The organism is Mangrovimonas sp. TPBH4, assembly GCF_001280505.1.
In the GTDB taxonomy this organism is placed as follows: Bacteria; Bacteroidota; Bacteroidia; order Flavobacteriales; family Flavobacteriaceae; genus Mangrovimonas_A.
This window is the reverse complement of the sequence record NZ_LBIO01000061.1, coordinates 1-18,108: the sequence shown is the minus strand read 5'-3', so window position 1 is coordinate 18,108 and position 18,108 is coordinate 1. Positions and strand designations below refer to the sequence as shown.

Annotated in this window: 19 protein-coding genes; 14 read left to right on the top strand and 5 right to left on the bottom strand. The window is 38.9% G+C overall.

Annotated elements, in window-relative coordinates; genetic code table 11:
- Positions 1 to 7 precede the first annotated feature (7 nt).
- The 6 genes from ZA05_RS15615 (at position 8) to ZA05_RS15590 (ending at position 7,238) form a co-directional block, all read left to right on the top strand.
- Entirely contained in the window at positions 8 to 490 is a 483-nt protein-coding gene (locus ZA05_RS15615; protein WP_053992624.1) for an acetyl-CoA carboxylase biotin carboxyl carrier protein subunit, read from the top strand.
- Between the two features lie 54 nt (positions 491 to 544).
- Entirely contained in the window at positions 545 to 1,987 is a 1,443-nt protein-coding gene (gene accC, locus ZA05_RS15610; protein ID WP_053992623.1) for an acetyl-CoA carboxylase biotin carboxylase subunit, read from the top strand.
- Between the two features lie 30 nt (positions 1,988 to 2,017).
- On the top strand, positions 2,018 to 3,559 hold the full coding sequence (locus tag ZA05_RS15605; protein WP_053992622.1) for an acyl-CoA carboxylase subunit beta: 1,542 nt from the start codon (positions 2,018 to 2,020) through the stop codon (positions 3,557 to 3,559).
- Positions 3,560 to 3,624: 65 nt separating this feature from the next.
- Entirely contained in the window at positions 3,625 to 4,188 is a 564-nt protein-coding gene (locus ZA05_RS15600; RefSeq protein ID WP_082333814.1) for a DUF1579 domain-containing protein, read from the top strand.
- An 82-nt stretch (positions 4,189 to 4,270) separates the two neighbouring features.
- Positions 4,271 to 5,998, top strand: a complete 1,728-nt coding sequence (locus tag ZA05_RS15595; RefSeq protein ID WP_053992620.1) for an APC family permease — start codon at positions 4,271 to 4,273, stop codon at positions 5,996 to 5,998.
- Positions 5,999 to 6,029: 31 nt separating this feature from the next.
- The gene (locus ZA05_RS15590) at positions 6,030 to 7,238 is read left to right on the top strand and encodes a multidrug effflux MFS transporter (protein WP_053992619.1); all 1,209 of its coding nucleotides are present in this window, start codon (positions 6,030 to 6,032) and stop codon (positions 7,236 to 7,238) included.
- Here ZA05_RS15590 and ZA05_RS15585 read toward each other — a convergent pair whose 3' ends face one another.
- From ZA05_RS15585 to ZA05_RS15570, 4 genes are all read right to left on the bottom strand, one after another.
- Positions 7,239 to 7,874: a MarC family NAAT transporter gene (locus ZA05_RS15585; RefSeq protein WP_053992618.1), complete on the bottom strand. Its 636-nt coding sequence runs from the start codon at positions 7,872 to 7,874 to the stop codon at positions 7,239 to 7,241. It abuts the gene before it with no gap.
- Positions 7,875 to 7,972: 98 nt separating this feature from the next.
- Positions 7,973 to 8,740, bottom strand: coding sequence for an NYN domain-containing protein (locus tag ZA05_RS15580; RefSeq protein ID WP_053992617.1), 768 nt, complete (start codon positions 8,738 to 8,740; stop codon positions 7,973 to 7,975).
- A gap of 109 nt (positions 8,741 to 8,849) precedes the next feature.
- Positions 8,850 to 9,410, bottom strand: a complete 561-nt coding sequence (locus ZA05_RS15575; protein ID WP_053992616.1) for a YceI family protein — start codon at positions 9,408 to 9,410, stop codon at positions 8,850 to 8,852.
- A 107-nt stretch (positions 9,411 to 9,517) separates the two neighbouring features.
- The gene (locus ZA05_RS15570) at positions 9,518 to 10,102 is read right to left on the bottom strand and encodes a Crp/Fnr family transcriptional regulator (protein ID WP_053992615.1); all 585 of its coding nucleotides are present in this window, start codon (positions 10,100 to 10,102) and stop codon (positions 9,518 to 9,520) included.
- Positions 10,103 to 10,331: 229 nt separating this feature from the next.
- On the opposite strand from ZA05_RS15570, the gene ZA05_RS15565 reads away from it, so the two are divergent.
- The 5 genes from ZA05_RS15565 to ZA05_RS15545 all read left to right on the top strand — a co-directional run bounded on the left by ZA05_RS15565 (position 10,332) and on the right by ZA05_RS15545 (position 13,243).
- The gene (locus ZA05_RS15565; protein WP_053992614.1) at positions 10,332 to 10,739 is read left to right on the top strand and encodes a GNAT family N-acetyltransferase; all 408 of its coding nucleotides are present in this window, start codon (positions 10,332 to 10,334) and stop codon (positions 10,737 to 10,739) included.
- A 10-nt stretch (positions 10,740 to 10,749) separates the two neighbouring features.
- Positions 10,750 to 11,163: an SRPBCC family protein gene (locus ZA05_RS15560; RefSeq protein WP_053992613.1), complete on the top strand. Its 414-nt coding sequence runs from the start codon at positions 10,750 to 10,752 to the stop codon at positions 11,161 to 11,163.
- 106 nt (positions 11,164 to 11,269) lie between these two features.
- Positions 11,270 to 11,944: a hypothetical protein gene (locus ZA05_RS15555; protein ID WP_053992612.1), complete on the top strand. Its 675-nt coding sequence runs from the start codon at positions 11,270 to 11,272 to the stop codon at positions 11,942 to 11,944.
- A 25-nt stretch (positions 11,945 to 11,969) separates the two neighbouring features.
- Positions 11,970 to 12,491 carry a hypothetical protein gene (locus tag ZA05_RS15550; protein WP_053992611.1) on the top strand — a complete coding sequence of 174 codons (522 nt, stop codon included), beginning with the start codon at positions 11,970 to 11,972 and terminating at the stop codon, positions 12,489 to 12,491.
- Between the two features lie 95 nt (positions 12,492 to 12,586).
- Positions 12,587 to 13,243, top strand: coding sequence for a DUF3575 domain-containing protein (locus ZA05_RS15545; protein ID WP_053992610.1), 657 nt, complete (start codon positions 12,587 to 12,589; stop codon positions 13,241 to 13,243).
- 20 nt (positions 13,244 to 13,263) lie between these two features.
- Here the strand turns inward: ZA05_RS15545 and ZA05_RS15540 are convergent, their stop codons facing one another.
- Positions 13,264 to 14,730, bottom strand: coding sequence for a pyruvate kinase (locus ZA05_RS15540; RefSeq protein ID WP_053992609.1), 1,467 nt, complete (start codon positions 14,728 to 14,730; stop codon positions 13,264 to 13,266).
- 188 nt (positions 14,731 to 14,918) lie between these two features.
- On the opposite strand from ZA05_RS15540, the gene ZA05_RS15535 reads away from it, so the two are divergent.
- The 3 genes from ZA05_RS15535 (at position 14,919) to ZA05_RS15525 (ending at position 18,098) form a co-directional block, all read left to right on the top strand.
- The gene (locus ZA05_RS15535) at positions 14,919 to 15,422 is read left to right on the top strand and encodes a type II secretion system protein GspG (protein ID WP_053992608.1); all 504 of its coding nucleotides are present in this window, start codon (positions 14,919 to 14,921) and stop codon (positions 15,420 to 15,422) included.
- A 106-nt stretch (positions 15,423 to 15,528) separates the two neighbouring features.
- Positions 15,529 to 17,262 (top strand): amidohydrolase, encoded by a 1,734-nt coding sequence (locus tag ZA05_RS15530; protein WP_053992607.1) that lies wholly within the window; start codon positions 15,529 to 15,531, stop codon positions 17,260 to 17,262.
- Between the two features lie 134 nt (positions 17,263 to 17,396).
- The gene (locus ZA05_RS15525; RefSeq protein ID WP_053992606.1) at positions 17,397 to 18,098 is read left to right on the top strand and encodes an SIMPL domain-containing protein; all 702 of its coding nucleotides are present in this window, start codon (positions 17,397 to 17,399) and stop codon (positions 18,096 to 18,098) included.
- Positions 18,099 to 18,108 lie beyond the last annotated feature (10 nt).

The following is an 18,108-nucleotide window of genomic DNA, read 5'->3' as shown; positions in this document are numbered from 1 at the left end:
AAAATATATGGGAAATTTTAAAATTTCGGTTAATAAACAGCTAGAGTTCGAAATTGATGAAACTGAAGTGACAAACCTAAATGCGGTGAAAACTTCAGACAATACATTTCACATTCTTAAAGACCACAAATCTTACCAAGCTGAAATTACCAAACTAGATTTTAACAAGAGAAACTATGAAGTTAAAATCAACAACAATAGTTACAATATACATATTCAAAGTCCTTTGGAAAACCTTATAAAAAGTATGGGGTTGGCCCTAGGAAACACCAAGCATGTCAACGAAATCAAAGCCCCTATGCCTGGGTTGATTCTTGATATTTCGGTAAGGGTTGGTGATACTGTCGCCGAAGATTCGCCTTTGTTGATTTTGGAAGCCATGAAAATGGAAAATGTCATTACTTCTCCAAGAGAGGGAGTCATCAAGGCCATATCGGCAATCAAAGGAGATGCCGTTGAAAAAAATCAATTATTAATAGAATTTGAATAATTAGAAAAAATAAAAAGAACTAAGGATTTCTCTTCTTAATTCTTCACAAATTATATGAAAAAAATACTTATTGCCAATAGAGGTGAAATTGCCATTAGGGTAATGAAAACAGCTAAAAAGATAGGACTTAAAACAGTCGCCGTATATTCTACGGTAGATCGTAACGCACCCCATGTAAAATTTGCAGATGAAGCTGTGTTGATCGGAGAAGCCCCTTCCAACCAATCGTATTTATTAGGAGACAAAATAATTGCAGTGGCCAAAGAACTAAAGGTTGATGCCATCCACCCTGGATATGGTTTTTTAAGTGAAAATGCCGATTTCGCTGAATTATGCGAAAGCAACGATATCATTTTTATCGGACCGAAATCCAAGGCCATAAAGATCATGGGAAGTAAATTGGCTGCCAAGGATGCCGTTAAGGAATACAACATCCCAATGGTGCCCGGTATTGACAAAGCGATTACCGATGTTGAAAAAGCCAAAGAAATAGCTAAGGAAATTGGATTTCCAATTTTAATAAAAGCCTCTGCCGGAGGAGGCGGAAAAGGCATGCGTGTGGTAGAGTCTGAAAAAGATTTGGAATCCCAAATGACACGTGCCATTAGTGAGGCAACCTCAGCCTTTGGAGATGGATCGGTGTTTATTGAAAAATATGTAGCTTCTCCAAGACATATTGAAATTCAGGTGATGGCCGATACCCATGGTAATGTTATCCATTTATTTGAACGCGAATGCAGCGTGCAGCGTCGCCACCAAAAAGTGGTTGAAGAAGCACCTTCTTCGGTATTGACTCCTGCCCTGCGTGAGAAAATGGGAGAAGCTGCCGTAAAAGTAGCCAAGGCCTGTGATTATGTGGGCGCCGGAACCGTAGAATTCTTATTGGATGAAGCGCACAACTTCTACTTCTTGGAAATGAACACCAGACTCCAAGTAGAACACCCCGTAACCGAATTGATTACAGGAATCGATTTGGTAGAACTTCAAATAAAAGTAGCCCAAGGAGAAAAACTTCCTATCAAACAGGACAATTTAAGCATTAAGGGGCATGCCTTAGAATTGCGCGTTTATGCAGAAGACCCATTAAACGACTTTTTACCAAGCGTAGGACATTTGGAAACCTACCAACTTCCAGAAGGACCAAACATTAGGGTGGACAATGGTTTTGAAGAAGGTATGGACATTCCTATTTATTACGACCCTATGCTTTCAAAATTGATTACTTACGGCAATACCCGTGAAGAAGCCATTGAAACCATGCTGGAAGCCATAGACAATTATCATGTAAAAGGCGTTGCCACTACGCTTCCCTTTGGCACTTTTGTCTGCAAGCATGAAGCGTTTAGATCTGGAAATTTCGACACGCATTTTGTCAAAAACCATTACGATCCAAAAACCTTGGAAGCCGAATTTCATAGCGAAGCAGAGATTGCGGCAATGATTGCCCTAAAACAATATTTGGAGGACCAAAAATTATTGAGACTTCCAAATAATTAATAACATATAAAGACTTAAAAACATTCCCTTATGGAATCCAAAATAAATCAACTTAACGAAAAACTCTCCAAAGCCTATTTAGGTGGTGGAGATAAGCGTATCGCTAAACAACATGGCAACAAAAAACTAACAGCAAGAGAGCGTGTAGACTACCTTTTGGACGAAGGTTCCTTTGAAGAAATTGGAGCCTTGGTAACCCACAGAACCAAAGATTTTGGCATGGCAGACCAACAATTTTATGGTGATGGTGTAGTCACAGGTTATGGAACCGTTCACGACAGACTTGTGTATGTATTCGCCCAAGACTTCACCGTGTTTGGAGGCTCGCTTTCTGAAACCCATGCCGAAAAAATATGTAAGATTATGGACTTGGCCGTTAAAGTAGGTGCACCACTTATTGGCCTTAACGATTCTGGTGGGGCTAGAATTCAAGAAGGCGTTCGTTCGCTTGGAGGCTATGCCGATATCTTTTATCGCAACGTTCAGGCTTCTGGAGTCATCCCTCAAATTTCGGCCATTATGGGGCCTTGCGCTGGCGGAGCGGTTTATTCACCTGCCATGACCGATTTCACCCTAATGGTGGAAAACACCAGTTATATGTTTGTAACTGGCCCCAATGTGGTGAAAACGGTTACCAATGAAACCGTTACTTCCGAAGAATTGGGAGGAGCGAGCACACACGCATCAAAATCTGGAGTCGCACATAAGACCTCAGCCAATGACATTGCCTGTTTGGAAGACATCAAAACACTATTGAGCTATTTACCTCAAAACAATACAGAAGCTCCCAAAACACTTCCTTTTGAGTTAAAGGATGAGGTTAGAGCGCAACTGGAAAATATCATTCCGGATAATGCCAATAAACCTTATGACATGCACGATGTGATTTCTGGGATTATTGACACCGATTCCTTCTACGAAATCCATAAGGACCATGCCGAAAACATTATTGTAGGATTTGCAAGACTAGGCGGTCGCAGTATTGGTATTGTGGCCAACCAACCCATGTTCTTGGCCGGGGTTTTGGATGTGAACAGCTCTAAAAAAGCGGCCCGTTTCGTGCGTTTTTGTGATGCATTCAATATCCCTCTTTTGGTATTGGAAGATGTCCCTGGTTTCCTGCCTGGAACCGATCAAGAATGGAACGGAATCATTGTTCACGGTGCCAAATTACTTTATGCCTTTAGTGAAGCTACAGTGCCGAGGGTAACTTTAATTACCCGAAAAGCCTATGGAGGTGCTTATGACGTAATGAACTCCAAGCACATTGGCGCCGATATGAACTTTGCTTGGCCAAGTGCCGAAATTGCCGTAATGGGCGCTAAAGGTGCTGCTGAGATCATCTTTAGAAAGGAAATCAAGGAAGCTGAAAATCACGAGGCCAAATGGAAGGAAAAAGAGGCTGAATATGCCGAAAAGTTTGCCAATCCATACAGCGCTACAGAACGCGGGTTTATCGATGAGGTTATTTTGCCACAGGATACCCGAAGAAAATTAATCAAAGCTTTTGCGATGCTTCAGGACAAACAAGTGGATGGCCCAAAACGAAAACACGGCAATATTCCCTTGTAAATTAACCTGTTATAAAATTCGATTTTAATTGTATCTTTATAATACAGTTATTAATCCAATTAATTATGAAAAGAGTTTTTTTAGGAATTATTTGCTTCCTTCTCACGGTGCCAATGTGGTCACAGACTCCCGAAGAAATGAAGGCTTGGCAAGACAATATGACGCCTGGAGCGCCGCATAAATTCTTGGCCTCCTTTGACGGAACATGGGATGCCACAGTAAAAATGTGGATGGATCTCTCACAACCTGCTAACATTTCTAAGGCCTATACGGTTAACGAAATGATCATGAATGGCCTCTATCAGCGCTCCACCCATAAAGGGGAAATGATGGGAACGGCCTTTGTAGGGGAAAGTATCATGGGCTATGATAACGCTAAGAAGAAATTTGTGTCTACCTGGATTGACAATATGGGTAGTGGCATTATGTATCTAGAAGGAGATTACGATCCAAACAAAAAGATTTTAACCTTAGAAGGATCCATGTTAGATCCTGCAACGGGTAAAGAAACTTGGATACGGGAAGTACTTACAAAGAACACTAACGACTCCCACACCTTTGAAATGTTTGTTTTGAAAGATGGTAAACAAGTTAAAAACATGGAAATTGTTTACACCAGAAGCAAATAGCACATGATCCGAATCTAAAAGCAATAATAAAGGCCTTCATCAAGAAACAAACATTGATGAAGGCCTTTTAATTTTTTATATCATGAAAAAACTTAATCAACTAGCCGCTACTGCCATTTGTGGTAATGATATTAGTTCCTCCTGTCTATATGTATCGGCTTTGGCCATTATCTACGCTGGCCAGTATGCATGGATTTCTTTGCTGATAGTTGCTTTAATTCTATTCCTGTTTCGAAAAATTTATGGCGAAGTGGTTGGTGCACTTCCGCTCAACGGTGGGGCCTATAACGCCTTATTAAACACCACTAAAAAATCGACGGCCTCCTTTGCCGCAGCCTTAACGGTTTTGTCTTATATGGCTACAGCGGTAATTTCTGCAAGCGAATCGGTGAAATATGCCCACAGTCTTTGGAACTTTATTCCCGTGGTAGAAACCACCATAGGATTGTTGGCACTTTTTATGTTAATTGTCATTATGGGGATTGGAGAATCTTCAAAAGTGGCCATTACCATCTTTATTTTTCACCTTAGCTCTCTTACACTGCTTTGTTTATTTTGCGGCGTTTACTTATTCCAACACGGATTGGATGTATTGCTTACCAACTTTAAACACCCTATAGAAGGAAGTGTGACCACTGCTCTCTTTTTCGGATTTGCAGCTGCCATGCTGGGTATTAGCGGTTTTGAAAGTTCCGCCAATTATGTCGAAGAACAAGCTGAGGGAGTCTTCCCGAAGACATTACGAAACATGTGGATTATAGTAACCATTTTCAATCCCTTAATTGCGTTTTTGGCCTTGGCCATAATCCCAATGGAAACCATCCATTCCAATGAGGAAACCTTGCTTTCCTTTATGGCAAATACAGCTTCTGGCAACTGGCTGTTTTATATCATTTCTATAGATGCCGTATTGGTACTTAGTGGTGCTGTTTTGACCTCCTTTGTGGGTGTAGGAGGACTTGTGGAGCGCATGACCTTAGACCGTATTCTACCGGGCTTTCTACTAGCGAAAAACAAGCGTGGGAGTTCTTATTTAATATTCATCACCTTTTTTGTGCTATGTGTTACTGTACTTTTGATTACGGAAGGTAACCTACAGGCCCTCGCCGGAGTTTACACCATAGCTTTTTTAAGTGTGATGATTTTATTTGGTTTTGGTAATTTATTACTGAAAATTAACCGAAAACAGCTCCCCAGACCTGAACGTGTGGGTCCTGTAGCCCTATTTCTTGCCATAGCTGGTGTTTTAACGGGCCTTATTGGCAACATAATTTTAAAGCCCGAATACTTAGCCATATTTTTAGAATACCTCATACCTACACTCTTGATTGTTGGCTTTATGCTGTTTCGGGTTCAAATTCTGGAAGCAATTTTATATTTCATCAATTACATAACGCCAAAAGGGGTTCCTGTATTCGACAGGATGGACACCAAAATCCTTAGATTCATTAGGAAAATCAACGATCAGGAATTTGTGTTCTTCACCAACCATGATAATGTGGCTACACTAAACAAAGTACTGCAATACATTGAAAGGAATGAACACACTAGACGCCTAAAAATCGTTTCAGTAGTACCCCCAGGAACAGAGGTCGTCCATAATTTGGTGGAAGATTTAAAAGTATTGGACCGGGCGTATCCCGAAATTTTTATTGAATTTGTTAAGGAAGAAGGATACTTTGGGCCAGAAAAAATCAAGGAACTTTCCAAACGCTGGAACATCCCAGTCAACTTTATGTTTATTGGGACTCCTGGTGAAAATTTTAAATATCAGGTACAGGAATTAGGAGATGTTAGGGTAATCATTTAGGTGAACAGTAATATATAGGCTACATTTGCATATGCAACAACCCATCCAAGAACAAAGCAAACCTAACATAGAATTTATTGCCTTAATGGCCTCTTTAATGGCCATTGTAGCACTTTCCATTGATGCGCTTCTGCCTGCACTTCCTGATATTGCAGAAGATTTAAATGTCACGGACCCCACTAAGAACCAACTGTTGATAACCATGATCTTTTTAGGATTGGGATTTGGGCAATTGATATTTGGACCGCTCTCAGATAGTTTTGGACGGAAGCCTATTATTTATACAGGGTTTTCTCTTTTTGTAATGGCCAGTATCCTTTGCGTAACAACAAATTCATTCGAAATCTTGGTCTTTGGGCGTATTTTACAAGGTGTTGGTCTTTCGGCGCCACGGACTATAAGTATTGCTATGGTACGAGATACCTACAGCGGGGATAGGATGGCACAGGTTATGTCCTTCGTGGTGATGATTTTTATTTTGGTACCCGTAATAGCTCCCACAATGGGGCAATTCTTAATTACCTTTTATGACTGGCATTCTATTTTCAACCTCAACCTCATTTATGGCCTATTGGTCTTGTTTTGGTTCTGGAAACGCCAACCCGAAACCCATCCCAAGGAAAACCATACCAAACTTTCCTTAGATCTTTTTATAAAGGGCACTAAAGAATTCTTTAAGTACAAAGAAGCCGTTGTCTACACCATTGTTTCAGGACTTATAACAGGGTCATTTATGGTCTATCTGAGTACCTCACAACAAATTTTCGAACATCAATATCATTTGGCAGACCTCTTCCCATATATCTTTGCCAGTTTGGCCATTGCGATAGGGTTTTCTACATTTTTAAATAGTACATTGGTGATTCGCTTCGGAATGAAACGCATTGCCTTTGTTGCCGCTATAGCTTACTCTATAGTCTCAATCCTCTATGTGTTTTTGTTTTGGTCTGGAACAAATCCTCCATTGTCCATTCTTTGGACTTTCTTTGGATTTCAGTTTATTTCCATAGGATTTCTATTCGGAAACCTACGCTCTTTGGCCATGCATCCCATCGGGCATATCGCAGGTATTGGAGCGGCTATCAACGGATTTGCCTCTACCATCATGGCTGTTCCTATAGCCAATTATATTGGTAGTTTTGTCATTGATAGCGTACTACCATTATTTATCGGGTTTTCGGTTTGTGGACTCTTGTCCGTATTGTTATTTTTAACCGTTAATGGTAAAAAAGCCGCTTAATCATACAATCCCTAAGGTCTTAATAATATCAATTACCGACCCTATGATGTATTCCACCCCAATAGCGATGACTATAAATCCAATAACCCTTGATAAGGCATTGATACCAGAGGCCCCTAAGAATTTCACAATGTAGTGAGAACTCTTTAAGATGATATAAATAAGTACCGAAACCACTACCAAAGCTCCCAAAATGGTACAGATTTGATGCGGTGCTTGAAATTCTTGATTATAGGTAATCAGCAATGAAATGGTTCCAGGACCGGCCAACATAGGAATAGCCAAAGGCGTTAAGGCTATAGCCTCCCGAGTTTGGATATCCTGCTGAACCCGCTCGCGTTTCATCCCTTTATGTTCCTTAAACTTCCCTGTCAACAAAGCAAACCCTGAAGAAGCTATAATAAGGCCTCCCGCAATCTTTAAAGCGGTTAAACTAATCCCGAAAAAAGATAGAATATACTTCCCTGCGAAAAAGGACAGCAATAAAATGATAAGGGCATCCAAAGACGTCCAAAAGGCCGTAACCGCTCTTTCCTTTTTACTGTGTTCCATGGTCAAGCCTACAAACACAGGCACGGTTCCCAAAGGGTTCATAATCGAGAACAAGGCTCCAAAACTCACTAAAAATAACTCCATTGTTTTTTCTGCAAAGTCACCACATTTTAAGGTTTCACAGGTTACCAAACATTTAAACTATGGTCAGTAAATTGTTAGCTGTCAGCCTATAAATATCGTCACTTCTTGTGTCGGGTAGTCCTGCGCTTGGGTTGTTTTATTCTCACATACATCAATTTAAATCGGCCATTGCCAGTTTCTCGCTTGTCAATTTCGAAGTTTTTGATAGAACTTATTAAGGGGGTCAACTTTTGGTAGCCATAATTTCTAGAGTCGAAATTGGGCTGTTTTTTTTGAAGTAAGCTCCCTACATCTCCCAAAAAGGCCCAACCATCATCATCGGCTAGGTCTGAAATAGTGGAAGCTATAAACTTGATATCCTTTTCGGTAATTTTATCGTAACTGCTTTTACGGGTGCTTGATTTTTCTGTGTTGCTGCCTTCGCTTTCCTCCCCTTGTGATTTTAAAATTTCTATATAGATGAATTTGTCACAGGCTACAATAAAAGGATTTGGAGTTTTCTTTTCGCCCATTCCATATACAAGCATTCCTGCTTCCCTTAAACGTGTTGCCAATCTGGTAAAATCGCTATCACTGGACACCAACCAAAATCCATTGACCTGACCAGAATATAAAATGTCCATAGCATCGATAATCATGGCTGAATCGGTGGCGTTTTTTCCCGATGTATAACCGTATTGCTGTATTGGAGTAATGGCGTTTTCCAGCAGTACAGTCTTCCATTTAACTAGATGTGGATTGGTCCAATCCCCATAGATCCGCTTAATTGTAGGGTTTCCATATTTGGCAATTTCTTCCATCATCTCCTTTACATAGGCAGAAGGAATATTGTCTCCATCAATAAGTACGGCGAGTTTTATATCCATAGTGTTTGTAGTTATTTTCCTTAAAGGTAGTATTATTTTAATGGGATATAAAAGAAAAAGCCGCTTCGATAACTCGAAACGACTTTCTCACTCACCAACCAATCATTTGTTAAAATTGAAGGTCTGCTACAATATCAAATTCATCATAAATTACTTTGTCCTTCAAATCGTTGTAAAAACTTGCAGAACCATATCGAACGTTATACTTGCTTCTGTCAATTTTTAAAGTGGCACTAGCTTTACTACCATATACCGAGATTTCAAAAGTCGCAGGATGTGTTTGTCCTTTAATCGTTAAGTCTCCTGTTACTTCATAAGAGTTTTTTCCGGTAGCTTTTACGGAATTGAATACCATTTTAGCTGTTGGGTAGTCATTCACTCCAAAGAAATCGTCAGACTTTAAATGTCCATCCAACTTATCTTTGTATTCCCCAGATAAATCGGTGCTTTCCAAAGACGTCATGTCAATAGTGAATTCACCTCCCGTAAGGGTTTCACCATCAAATCTCAAGGTTCCGGATTTTATGTTTATCGTTCCCTCGTGAGAACCTGCTACTTTATACCCTTTCCAAACTACTTTACTGTCTGTGGTATTCACGGTCTTCTGTTGGGCCTCCATAGTTGCTGTAAATGTTGCAAATGCAATGATTGCAGTTGTTAATCGTTTCATTTTGTATCTGTTTTTTTATTGTTAAATAATTATAGTACAAAGTTGAGGCACTAAGACCTGAAATAAAATGGCATAGTTTACAAAAAGAAGTTAAACTAGATTAACTTTTAGCTATCCGTGGCCAACTGACGCTTGATTTTACTGAGGAATTCCTTGGTGATGCCCAAATAGGAGGCAATCATATACTGCGGGATGCGCTGCTCGATCATAGGATAGGTTTCCCTAAAATAAAGGTAACGTTCCTTAGCAGTCATACTGAAGTTACGGATGATCCGTTTTTGCGAAGCCGCCAGTCCACGCTCCAGGATCTTTCTAAAAAAACGTTCTAATTTTGGTACGGCGGCATACACCTCTTCAATGCTATCGACATGAAACTGGGCAAAAGTGGTATCTTCCAAACACTGAATGTTGAACTGGCCAGGCTCTTGACTTATAAAACTACCGATATCCGAACTCCACCAATCTTCCACACATAACATAATGATATGCTCCTGTCCCTCCTCATCCACATAAAACATGCGCGAACAGCCTTTAAGAATAAAACTACTATGCTTACAAACATCTCCCTGTTGCAAGGCATACTGACCTTTCAGGTAGCGTCGGATGGTAATATGTTCGGCCAAATAAAGCTCTTCTTCTGGCGTAAGGCTTACATGTTTTTGTATATAGTCTAAAAGAGGTTGAATGTCCATAAATTGAATAAAAAGTAGCCTTCAAAAATACGTAAAATTACGGAGCTCCTAACCAAACGTTTGTCTTCAAAAATACTTCCCTAAAAAGAGATTCAATCTGGAGTCAATTGTTAACAATTCTGAATATGTGACAGTTATCAACAATTACATCATGTTTTAATTTAATTTCTTAAATTAGAAGAACATAGCCCTTTCCTACCCGTTGCCTTACAAAATTAATACTGAGAAGATGAAAGCATTTACCATCAAACAGGCCCCAATCCCAATAGACATTTACCAAGATTTAAGAAATCGTTGTGGTCTCTCCGACAAAACAGAGCAAGCCTGTAGTATCGGCCTTAAAAATGCCCTGTATTCTGTTATGTTGGAAGTGAACGGCACTGTGGTTGGCATGGGCCGACTTGTAGGAGACGGCGGCTGTTTCTGCCAAGTGGTGGACATCTGTGTGCTTCCGGAATACCAAGGAAATGGCTATGGAAAAGCCATTATGGAACAAATTTCCAAATATATTGACAAGCATCTGCCCTCCTCTTGTTATGTCAGCCTACTGGCCGATAGGGATGCTTCTATTTTATATAAGAAGTTCGGGTTTCAAGACACCCTGCCAATCTCCAAGGGCATGTATTTTACAACATAATAGTAATCTTATGGACATCACTGTAGAAACTTCAATCAACGCTCCAATTGAACTGGTATGGGATTTTTGGACCAGCCCAGACCATATCACTCTTTGGAATTTTGCCAGCGACACTTGGTGCTGCCCAAAGGCCGAAAACGACGTGCGCCCAGGAGGCAGTTTTAGTTGGCGAATGGAAGCCAAAGACGGTAGTATGGGGTTTGATTTTGAAGGTATGTATCAAGAGGTAATTCCTTTAAAACGGATTACTTCCAAATTATCAGACGCCAGGAAAGTATCCATACATTTTTCAACAAACAACGACCTTGTTACCATAAAGGAAACCTTTGAAGCCGAAAACGAGAATCCTATTGACCTGCAACGCTCAGGTTGGCAGGCCATTTTGGACAATTTTAAAAAGCACGTTGAAACTACTACCCCTTAATTGTTGATAATATTCTTAATAAGTAGAAACTTTCCTACTAACAATTATTCGTACTAAATTTTATATTTGGTTCATATGATTCAATCATATTATTAACCAACCAAATATGACTAGAGAAGAACACTTAAAATTCTGTAAACAATGTACCAACCGACACCTTGATATGAAAGTTGGCCTAGTTTGCAATTTAACAGGTATTAAAGCCGACTTTTCCGATGAATGCACTTCTTTTGAAAAAGACAATTCCGTCATTGAGCAATTAGAAGACACAGAAATACTAGAGCACAACGAGTTACTGTATAAACTATCTCCTGAAACTCTATCTAAATTTAAAGAAGAACAAGACTACTCAAAAGCTTTGGTTTCTGGAATAATTGTAGGATTGATAGGAGCCTTTTTATGGGGTGCCATAACAGTGTCTACCGGGTATCAAATAGGCTATATGGCTCTGGCTATTGGCGCTGGAGTTGGATTATCTATGAGATACACAGGAAAAGGCATTGATAAACTATTTGGTATTACAGGAGGTATAATAGCATTGTTAAGTTGTCTTTTAGGGAATTTTTTAAGTATTGTTGGATTTTTGGCTGAAGCTGAAAATTTAGGCTACATGGAGACCTTAAGCTTGATAAACTATAGCGAATTACTTCCAATAATGGTAGAAACCTTTAGTCCAATAGATTTACTGTTTTATGCAATTGCGGCCGCAGAAGGTTATAAATTGTCATTCAGGGCCCTTACTGAAAAGGAGTTGCATGAAATAGAAAGCAAGCACATTTAAGTTAAAATCCACCCAAAAATAATTAATGGACTTAACCAAACATTGCCACTTATGCGAACACCAAAGCGTAAGTTTAAAAGAAGGCACATCTTGTACCCTTACCAATAGAAAACCGGAATTCAATAGAACTTGTTCAAAAATTGAATTAGGAGATAAATTCAAAACTACTCTTAAATCTACGAATGTTGAATTGGAGAAACTCAAACGCAACAAAACACTTACCCTTATTTATTTTGCGGTATTTACAACTATTGGGCTTAGCGTAATCATTGGTGGATTCCTTTTAGGAAGATACGCATGGGTTAGTGGCGTCATCTCTCCAATTCCACTTGTGATAATGGGCGTTGGTCTTGGTCCGTTAGGTCTAGCCTTTGGAACTCTTAACAGACATAATGCGGATTTTAAACTTGCAAAAAAGCACAAAGACCAAATTGACAATATCCTAGAACTGTATAAAATTGAATATGCCATAGATATAAAATTTGGAAAAGAATACCATGGTACTCAAGATATAGAGGTACAGTTAAATATCAAAGGGGTACGCTAATATTTCGGACATCGCTCTCAAAAACAAACTTCTTCCTTTTAAAAGCAACCTTTTTATAAGAAGCCCATCTTATACACACCAACCAAATCCATAAAATGAAAAAAATTATTTGCTCTGCCATTGTACTTTTAATTGCATCTACCTCACTTTTCGCTCAATCGGAATCCCAAAATGAATTTCGAAATAAGTATGTCACATTTAACATGATTTCCTTTATTTATAGTAACACCCCTAGATGGAATTTCGGATACTATCATAACATAAATAATCATTTTACACTTGGGACTGAAGCTGGTATAGGTACCCACATGACAACAAAAGACTATTTCAGTCTTGAATTCTCTCCGGAGATAAGATACATCTTAAACCCAAAGGGTTCTACCAAAAAATTTATTTCCTTAGAAGGGTTCTATATCTATCACAAAGAAGAAATAACCGATTACACCTATCAAAGCGAAACGGATTCCAATGAATACCATTACGATTCAGCTTCATACAAAAGACATAAATATGGGATGAATTTAAATTATGGCATGATTGTAAATTTCTCAAAAAGAACAGGTATTATCCCAAAGGTTGGCCTGGGAATCAAGATGAGAAATGTAGTATTTTCCAATATAGTAAACCCGACACCATATGAGGATGACAATGAAGGTTTCATTCCGAGCATACGTAACTACAGAAAGGTTGAAGGCTACCATTCAAGTGTGAATTTCAACTTTGAGCTTCAATTCTTTTATAAATTTCAATGAAACTTATTTAAACATGAGGTTTATTCCAACTTCCTTAACCTAGGTAACAAAGGCGCATTTTTATCCTGATAAGGTTCCATATGCTGAATAATTTGATCCAACATGTCTATGGCTCTTAAAATATGTGGCCCTTTGTTCAACATGATACACTCTGCTTTGGTAGCGGTTACGGCATCGGTAATTTCGGAGCGACTTGGCAAGCCTTTTTTTGCTAGATTTTCCAATACCTGAGTAGCCCAAACAATAGGGATATGGCACGCATTGCAAAGGGCCAACATTTCCTTTTGGATATAGCCCATGTTTTCCCAACTGGTCTCGATAGCCAAATCTCCTCTGGCAATCATCACCCCTACTTTAGGGGCTTTCATGGCTTCCAACAAAATTGCGCTTAACTGATTGTAGGCGCCCTGTGTTTCTATTTTATAGATAATCCCCAAGGTTTCCAAAACACCCAATTCCTGCAGATAATTGTGCATTTCTTTAACATCCTCAACGGTGTTGACAAATGAAAAATTGACAATATCGGCGTATTCAGCAATGAACTTTAGGTTCTCTTTGTCAGTTTGGGTCAAACCGCGAATATCTAAATTGGAATCAGGAAAATTAATCCCTTTATCTGGTTTTAATTTAGAACCTTTTTCTCCGGCACGTAAAATTTTAATCTTGGCAACTTCATTATTCAATTCTGAGATGGTTCCTTTAATGGCACCATCATCAAAATACACCCGTTCCCCTACTTTTATATAAGCAAATACCTCGGGTAAAGTACAGGATACTATGCAAGGCTCTTTTCCTTTTTTGGATTTTTTGGCCATCATAGGGGTTTTGGACAGCAGCAGCGTATCCCCTTCTCTTAACACAATGGGCTTTTTCATTTCACCCGTGCGTATTTTTGGACCACCAATATCCATAGCTATAATGGTACGTTTGCCCAGTTCGGCATCGGCAGCTTTAATGTGCTTAATAATATGCAACCAATCTTTCTGCGAATCATGGGCACAATTAATTCTGGCAATCTTCATCCCCCTTTGAATCATCTGCTCCACATATTGCGGATCTTCAGCAGTAAACCCTGGCATGGTCACCATAATGCGCTGCTTTCTGTTTCGGGGAGGTTCTCCAAATAAAAGCTTAGTGTTTTTAGCTAGGATCTTGTCACTCTCTTCAATTGAAACCGTATACTTTTCAGGCCATTTACTTGGCTCATCTAGTAATTTGGACAAATAAAAACGGGTGATTTTTACACTGGCCTCGGTATGGGCCTCTGCCCTTGCCAAACGAGACATTCCCAACACTCCCAGAGCGTATTGCAGATTGCGTAAATCAAAAGATCTTAGTGATAAATAATTGACTAAGTTCAAGGCACTTTTTTGATGATTGGGATGTATCTGCGCCAATCTTTCGGAAAAAGCCTGTCCGTCAAGGTGCATTTTTTCAAGGATTGCATCCAATTCTTGAACCATTGCTTGAAGATCTTTGGTACCCATGGCAAACGTTTCTACAAAGTTCTGAAATTAAAATGTCGCACTAGATGATATCCCTCATATCAAAAGGAAATATTCAATCTGGACTAAAGGTACTCAAATCCCCAAGATTCAAGCCCCTTAAAATCATAAATCTTGTTAGCGATTGCCTAATAAAAATTTGGTTATATTTATCCAGCCAATCAAGATATATGATAAAAGATCTAGTTCAATTTGTTCTTGAAATAGTAGCCGATGGTTTATTGTGCTTCTCACAATACAAACATCGTAAACACATTCAAAAAATGGAACAAAAGGACGGAATCCCAAGACCTATTGAAAAACATCTTTTTGGACCTAGGGCAATTATTCTTTTTATTATGTGCTGTCTAGCTATAATAAGCTCATCCTTGTTCATGGCCTATCAAAAATTTGTAACTCATATAAAAACTACCCAAAATGAGCTGGTACAAATAACCCAACGCATGGAATTATGGTACAACAAATATGGCCAATACCCCAATACTCTAGCTGAACTTATTGGAAATGACCCCATACGTGACGCTTGGGAAAAAGATGCTTGGAACCATCCTTACCAATTTTCAATCTCTCAAAAGGAACATACCTTTTTAATTATTTCCGCTGGTCCAAATGGACAATTTGGAACTGAAGACGACTTGACATCAAACTACTCTAAAACACATACAAAAAACTAAAATTCAAGTTGTTAAAAAACTACAGATAAAGTATCTTAGTACAAGGAATAGCCCTTACCTACATTCCAACTGGTATTGAGAATACCATCAATAAAACCAAAATTCAATGAAACTAAAGATGCTGCTTTTGTTGTTAGTAGGAACTGTATTGACAACATCTTGTAAAGAAACCAAAACAGAAACACCTAATTCTTCTGAAACTTCCAATGCTACAGTTTATTACAATGGAGACATAATTACCATGGAAGGTGACACACCTGAGTATGTGGAAGCTCTTGTTGTAAAGGATGGAAAAATTGCCTTTGCAGGGAATAGTAACGAGGCGATGACTGTGGCCGGACCGGGCCATAAAATGATCGATCTTAATGGGCATAACCTACTTCCTGGGTTTATGGATGGTCATGGTCATGCTTGGAATGCCGGATTTCAAGCCGTATCAGCCAATCTGTTACCAGCACCAGACGGTGAAGGTAAAAGCATCGACGATATCATAAGTTTACTCAATGATTGGAAGGCAAAAAACACCGAGGCCATTTCAAAATACGGAGCAATCGTAGGGTTTGGATATGATGATTCTCAATTAAAGGAAAAAAGACATCCAACAGCGGATGATTTAGATAAAGTTTCCACGGAAGTACCTGTTTTTATCATTCACCAATCAGGCCATTTGGCCTCCACAAACCATAAAGGTTTGGAAGCGGCAGGTTATACTGCAGGTGTTCAAGATCCCGCGGGAGGCTCTATTCGTAGAGAAGAAGGCACCGATATTCCCAACGGCGTATTGGAAGAAATGGCTAGTTTTATTCCCCTAATAAAGTTCATGTCCACTTTAGACACTAAAGCCAATGAACTTATCGCCAAAGCAGGAATAGAAGCCTATATAAAGTTTGGTTACACCACAGTTCAAGAAGGAAGAGCGACATCAGACAATTGTGAAACGTGGAAAACCTTGGCCAATAGAAATGAACTCCCTGTAGATGTAGCGGCCTATCCAGATATACAATCTCAAATGGATTATATGTTGGCTAATGGTGATAGCGATCATTATACCAATCATTACAGAATAGCCGGTGTAAAACTGTCATTGGATGGTTCTCCTCAAGGAAAAACCGCCTGGTTAACCAAACCCTATGTAGTACCTCCTCCAGGAAAATCTAAAGACTACAGAGGCTATCCTGCCATCAAGGAAGATACGGAAGTTACAAGATTTGTAGATTCGGCCTATGCCCATAATTGGCAAATTTTAACCCACTGTAATGGCGATGCTTCAGGTGACCAATTGATAAAAGCCGTTACAAAAGCCACAGAAACCTATGGACAGAAAGACAGACGTCCGGTAATGGTACATTCTCAAACCGTGCGTTTTGATCAACTGGATCAAATGAAAGCTTTAGGCATGTACCCCTCCTTTTTTAGCATGCACACCTATTATTGGGGCGATTGGCACCGCGATGAAACCTTAGGAAAAGAACGCGCTTATAAAATATCCCCAACGGCAACAGCTTTGAAAAAAGGCATGATTTTTACCGAGCACCACGATGCCCCTGTGGCTTTACCTAGTAGTATCATGATTTTACATACTACGGTAAATAGAGTGAGCAGATCTGGAGACATTATTGGGCCAGATGAAAGAGTGAGTCCATATATTGGGTTATGCTCCCTTACCAAATGGGCTGCTCACCAATATTTTGAAGAAGACATGAAGGGCACCCTGAAAGTAGGGAAATTGGCTGACTTGGTCATATTGGACCAAAATCCTTTAAAAATTGCCCCTATGAAAATAAAAGATATCACGGTTTTAGAAACCATCAAAGAAGGAAATACCGTTTATAAAAAGTAATTTTTTCCTAGTCATTGTTACAAAACTTTGCCCTCAATTTTTGTTGGGGGCATTTTACTCAACAAGACTCCTATTTCACTCATTTTAAATTAAATTTTATTTCATAACCATATATCTTTAGAAAAACAACGTATATGAAATCAATTACCTTTTACGCCTTATTACTTTTTTGTGTTTTCACTCTACAAGCTCAAAACATCCAACAAAGATTTATAGAAGTTACTGGAAGTGCTGAAATGTTAAAAGCCCCTGATGAATTTACCTTTATTATTGGAATCCAAGAATATTGGAAAGAAGAATTTGAACCTAAAAAAGAATTTGAAGATTACAAAACAAAGGTCCCCATTAATGAAATAGAAAGTCAATTGATAAAGGATTTGACAAGCATGGGAATTACCAAAGAAAATATCAAAGCCACAGAAGTAGGGAATTCTTGGAGACATCGTGGGAAAGAATTTTTAATAGGTAAGCAGATTGAAATAAAACTAGTAAACTTTAATGCAATAAACACCTTAATTTCTAAATTGGACACCAAAGGAATAGATTACATGCGTATTGGAGAATTGAAAAACAACAACCTCTCAAATTACAGGAGAGAAGTTAAAACAAAAGCTCTATTAGCTGCAAAAGACAAGGCTTCATATCTACTTCAAGCTTTAGACGAAACTCTAGGCAATGTAATTTCTATTACTGAGAAAAATTCAGACAACTTATTTTGGCAACCTGCTATGGCTACAAGTAATGTTATGATGAACTCTCCAGAATATAGTCAAGTGGAAAACGAGAAAAAAATAAAATTACGTTATGAGATAAATGTAAGATTTGAAATACAATAATATTCTATAT

What these genes read in the sequence shown, in the direction of transcription:
- ZA05_RS15530 (WP_053992607.1), top strand. Translation starts at nt 15,529, where the DNA reads ATGAAACTAAAGATGCTGCTTTTGTTGTTAGTAGGAACTGTATTGACA.
- ZA05_RS15555 (WP_053992612.1), top strand. Translation starts at nt 11,270, where the DNA reads ATGACTAGAGAAGAACACTTAAAATTCTGTAAACAATGTACCAACCGA.
- ZA05_RS15570 (WP_053992615.1), bottom strand. Translation starts at nt 10,102, where the DNA reads ATGGACATTCAACCTCTTTTAGACTATATACAAAAACATGTAAGCCTT.
- ZA05_RS15595 (WP_053992620.1), top strand. Translation starts at nt 4,271, where the DNA reads ATGAAAAAACTTAATCAACTAGCCGCTACTGCCATTTGTGGTAATGAT.
- ZA05_RS15575 (WP_053992616.1), bottom strand. Translation starts at nt 9,410, where the DNA reads ATGAAACGATTAACAACTGCAATCATTGCATTTGCAACATTTACAGCA.
- ZA05_RS15560 (WP_053992613.1), top strand. Translation starts at nt 10,750, where the DNA reads ATGGACATCACTGTAGAAACTTCAATCAACGCTCCAATTGAACTGGTA.
- ZA05_RS15550 (WP_053992611.1), top strand. Translation starts at nt 11,970, where the DNA reads ATGGACTTAACCAAACATTGCCACTTATGCGAACACCAAAGCGTAAGT.
- ZA05_RS15540 (WP_053992609.1), bottom strand. Translation starts at nt 14,730, where the DNA reads ATGGGTACCAAAGATCTTCAAGCAATGGTTCAAGAATTGGATGCAATC.
- accC (WP_053992623.1), top strand. Translation starts at nt 545, where the DNA reads ATGAAAAAAATACTTATTGCCAATAGAGGTGAAATTGCCATTAGGGTA.
- ZA05_RS15535 (WP_053992608.1), top strand. Translation starts at nt 14,919, where the DNA reads ATGATAAAAGATCTAGTTCAATTTGTTCTTGAAATAGTAGCCGATGGT.
- ZA05_RS15600 (WP_082333814.1), top strand. Translation starts at nt 3,625, where the DNA reads ATGAAAAGAGTTTTTTTAGGAATTATTTGCTTCCTTCTCACGGTGCCA.
- ZA05_RS15605 (WP_053992622.1), top strand. Translation starts at nt 2,018, where the DNA reads ATGGAATCCAAAATAAATCAACTTAACGAAAAACTCTCCAAAGCCTAT.
- ZA05_RS15585 (WP_053992618.1), bottom strand. Translation starts at nt 7,874, where the DNA reads ATGGAGTTATTTTTAGTGAGTTTTGGAGCCTTGTTCTCGATTATGAAC.
- ZA05_RS15580 (WP_053992617.1), bottom strand. Translation starts at nt 8,740, where the DNA reads ATGGATATAAAACTCGCCGTACTTATTGATGGAGACAATATTCCTTCT.
- ZA05_RS15615 (WP_053992624.1), top strand. Translation starts at nt 8, where the DNA reads ATGGGAAATTTTAAAATTTCGGTTAATAAACAGCTAGAGTTCGAAATT.
- ZA05_RS15525 (WP_053992606.1), top strand. Translation starts at nt 17,397, where the DNA reads ATGAAATCAATTACCTTTTACGCCTTATTACTTTTTTGTGTTTTCACT.
- ZA05_RS15545 (WP_053992610.1), top strand. Translation starts at nt 12,587, where the DNA reads ATGAAAAAAATTATTTGCTCTGCCATTGTACTTTTAATTGCATCTACC.
- ZA05_RS15565 (WP_053992614.1), top strand. Translation starts at nt 10,332, where the DNA reads ATGAAAGCATTTACCATCAAACAGGCCCCAATCCCAATAGACATTTAC.
- ZA05_RS15590 (WP_053992619.1), top strand. Translation starts at nt 6,030, where the DNA reads ATGCAACAACCCATCCAAGAACAAAGCAAACCTAACATAGAATTTATT.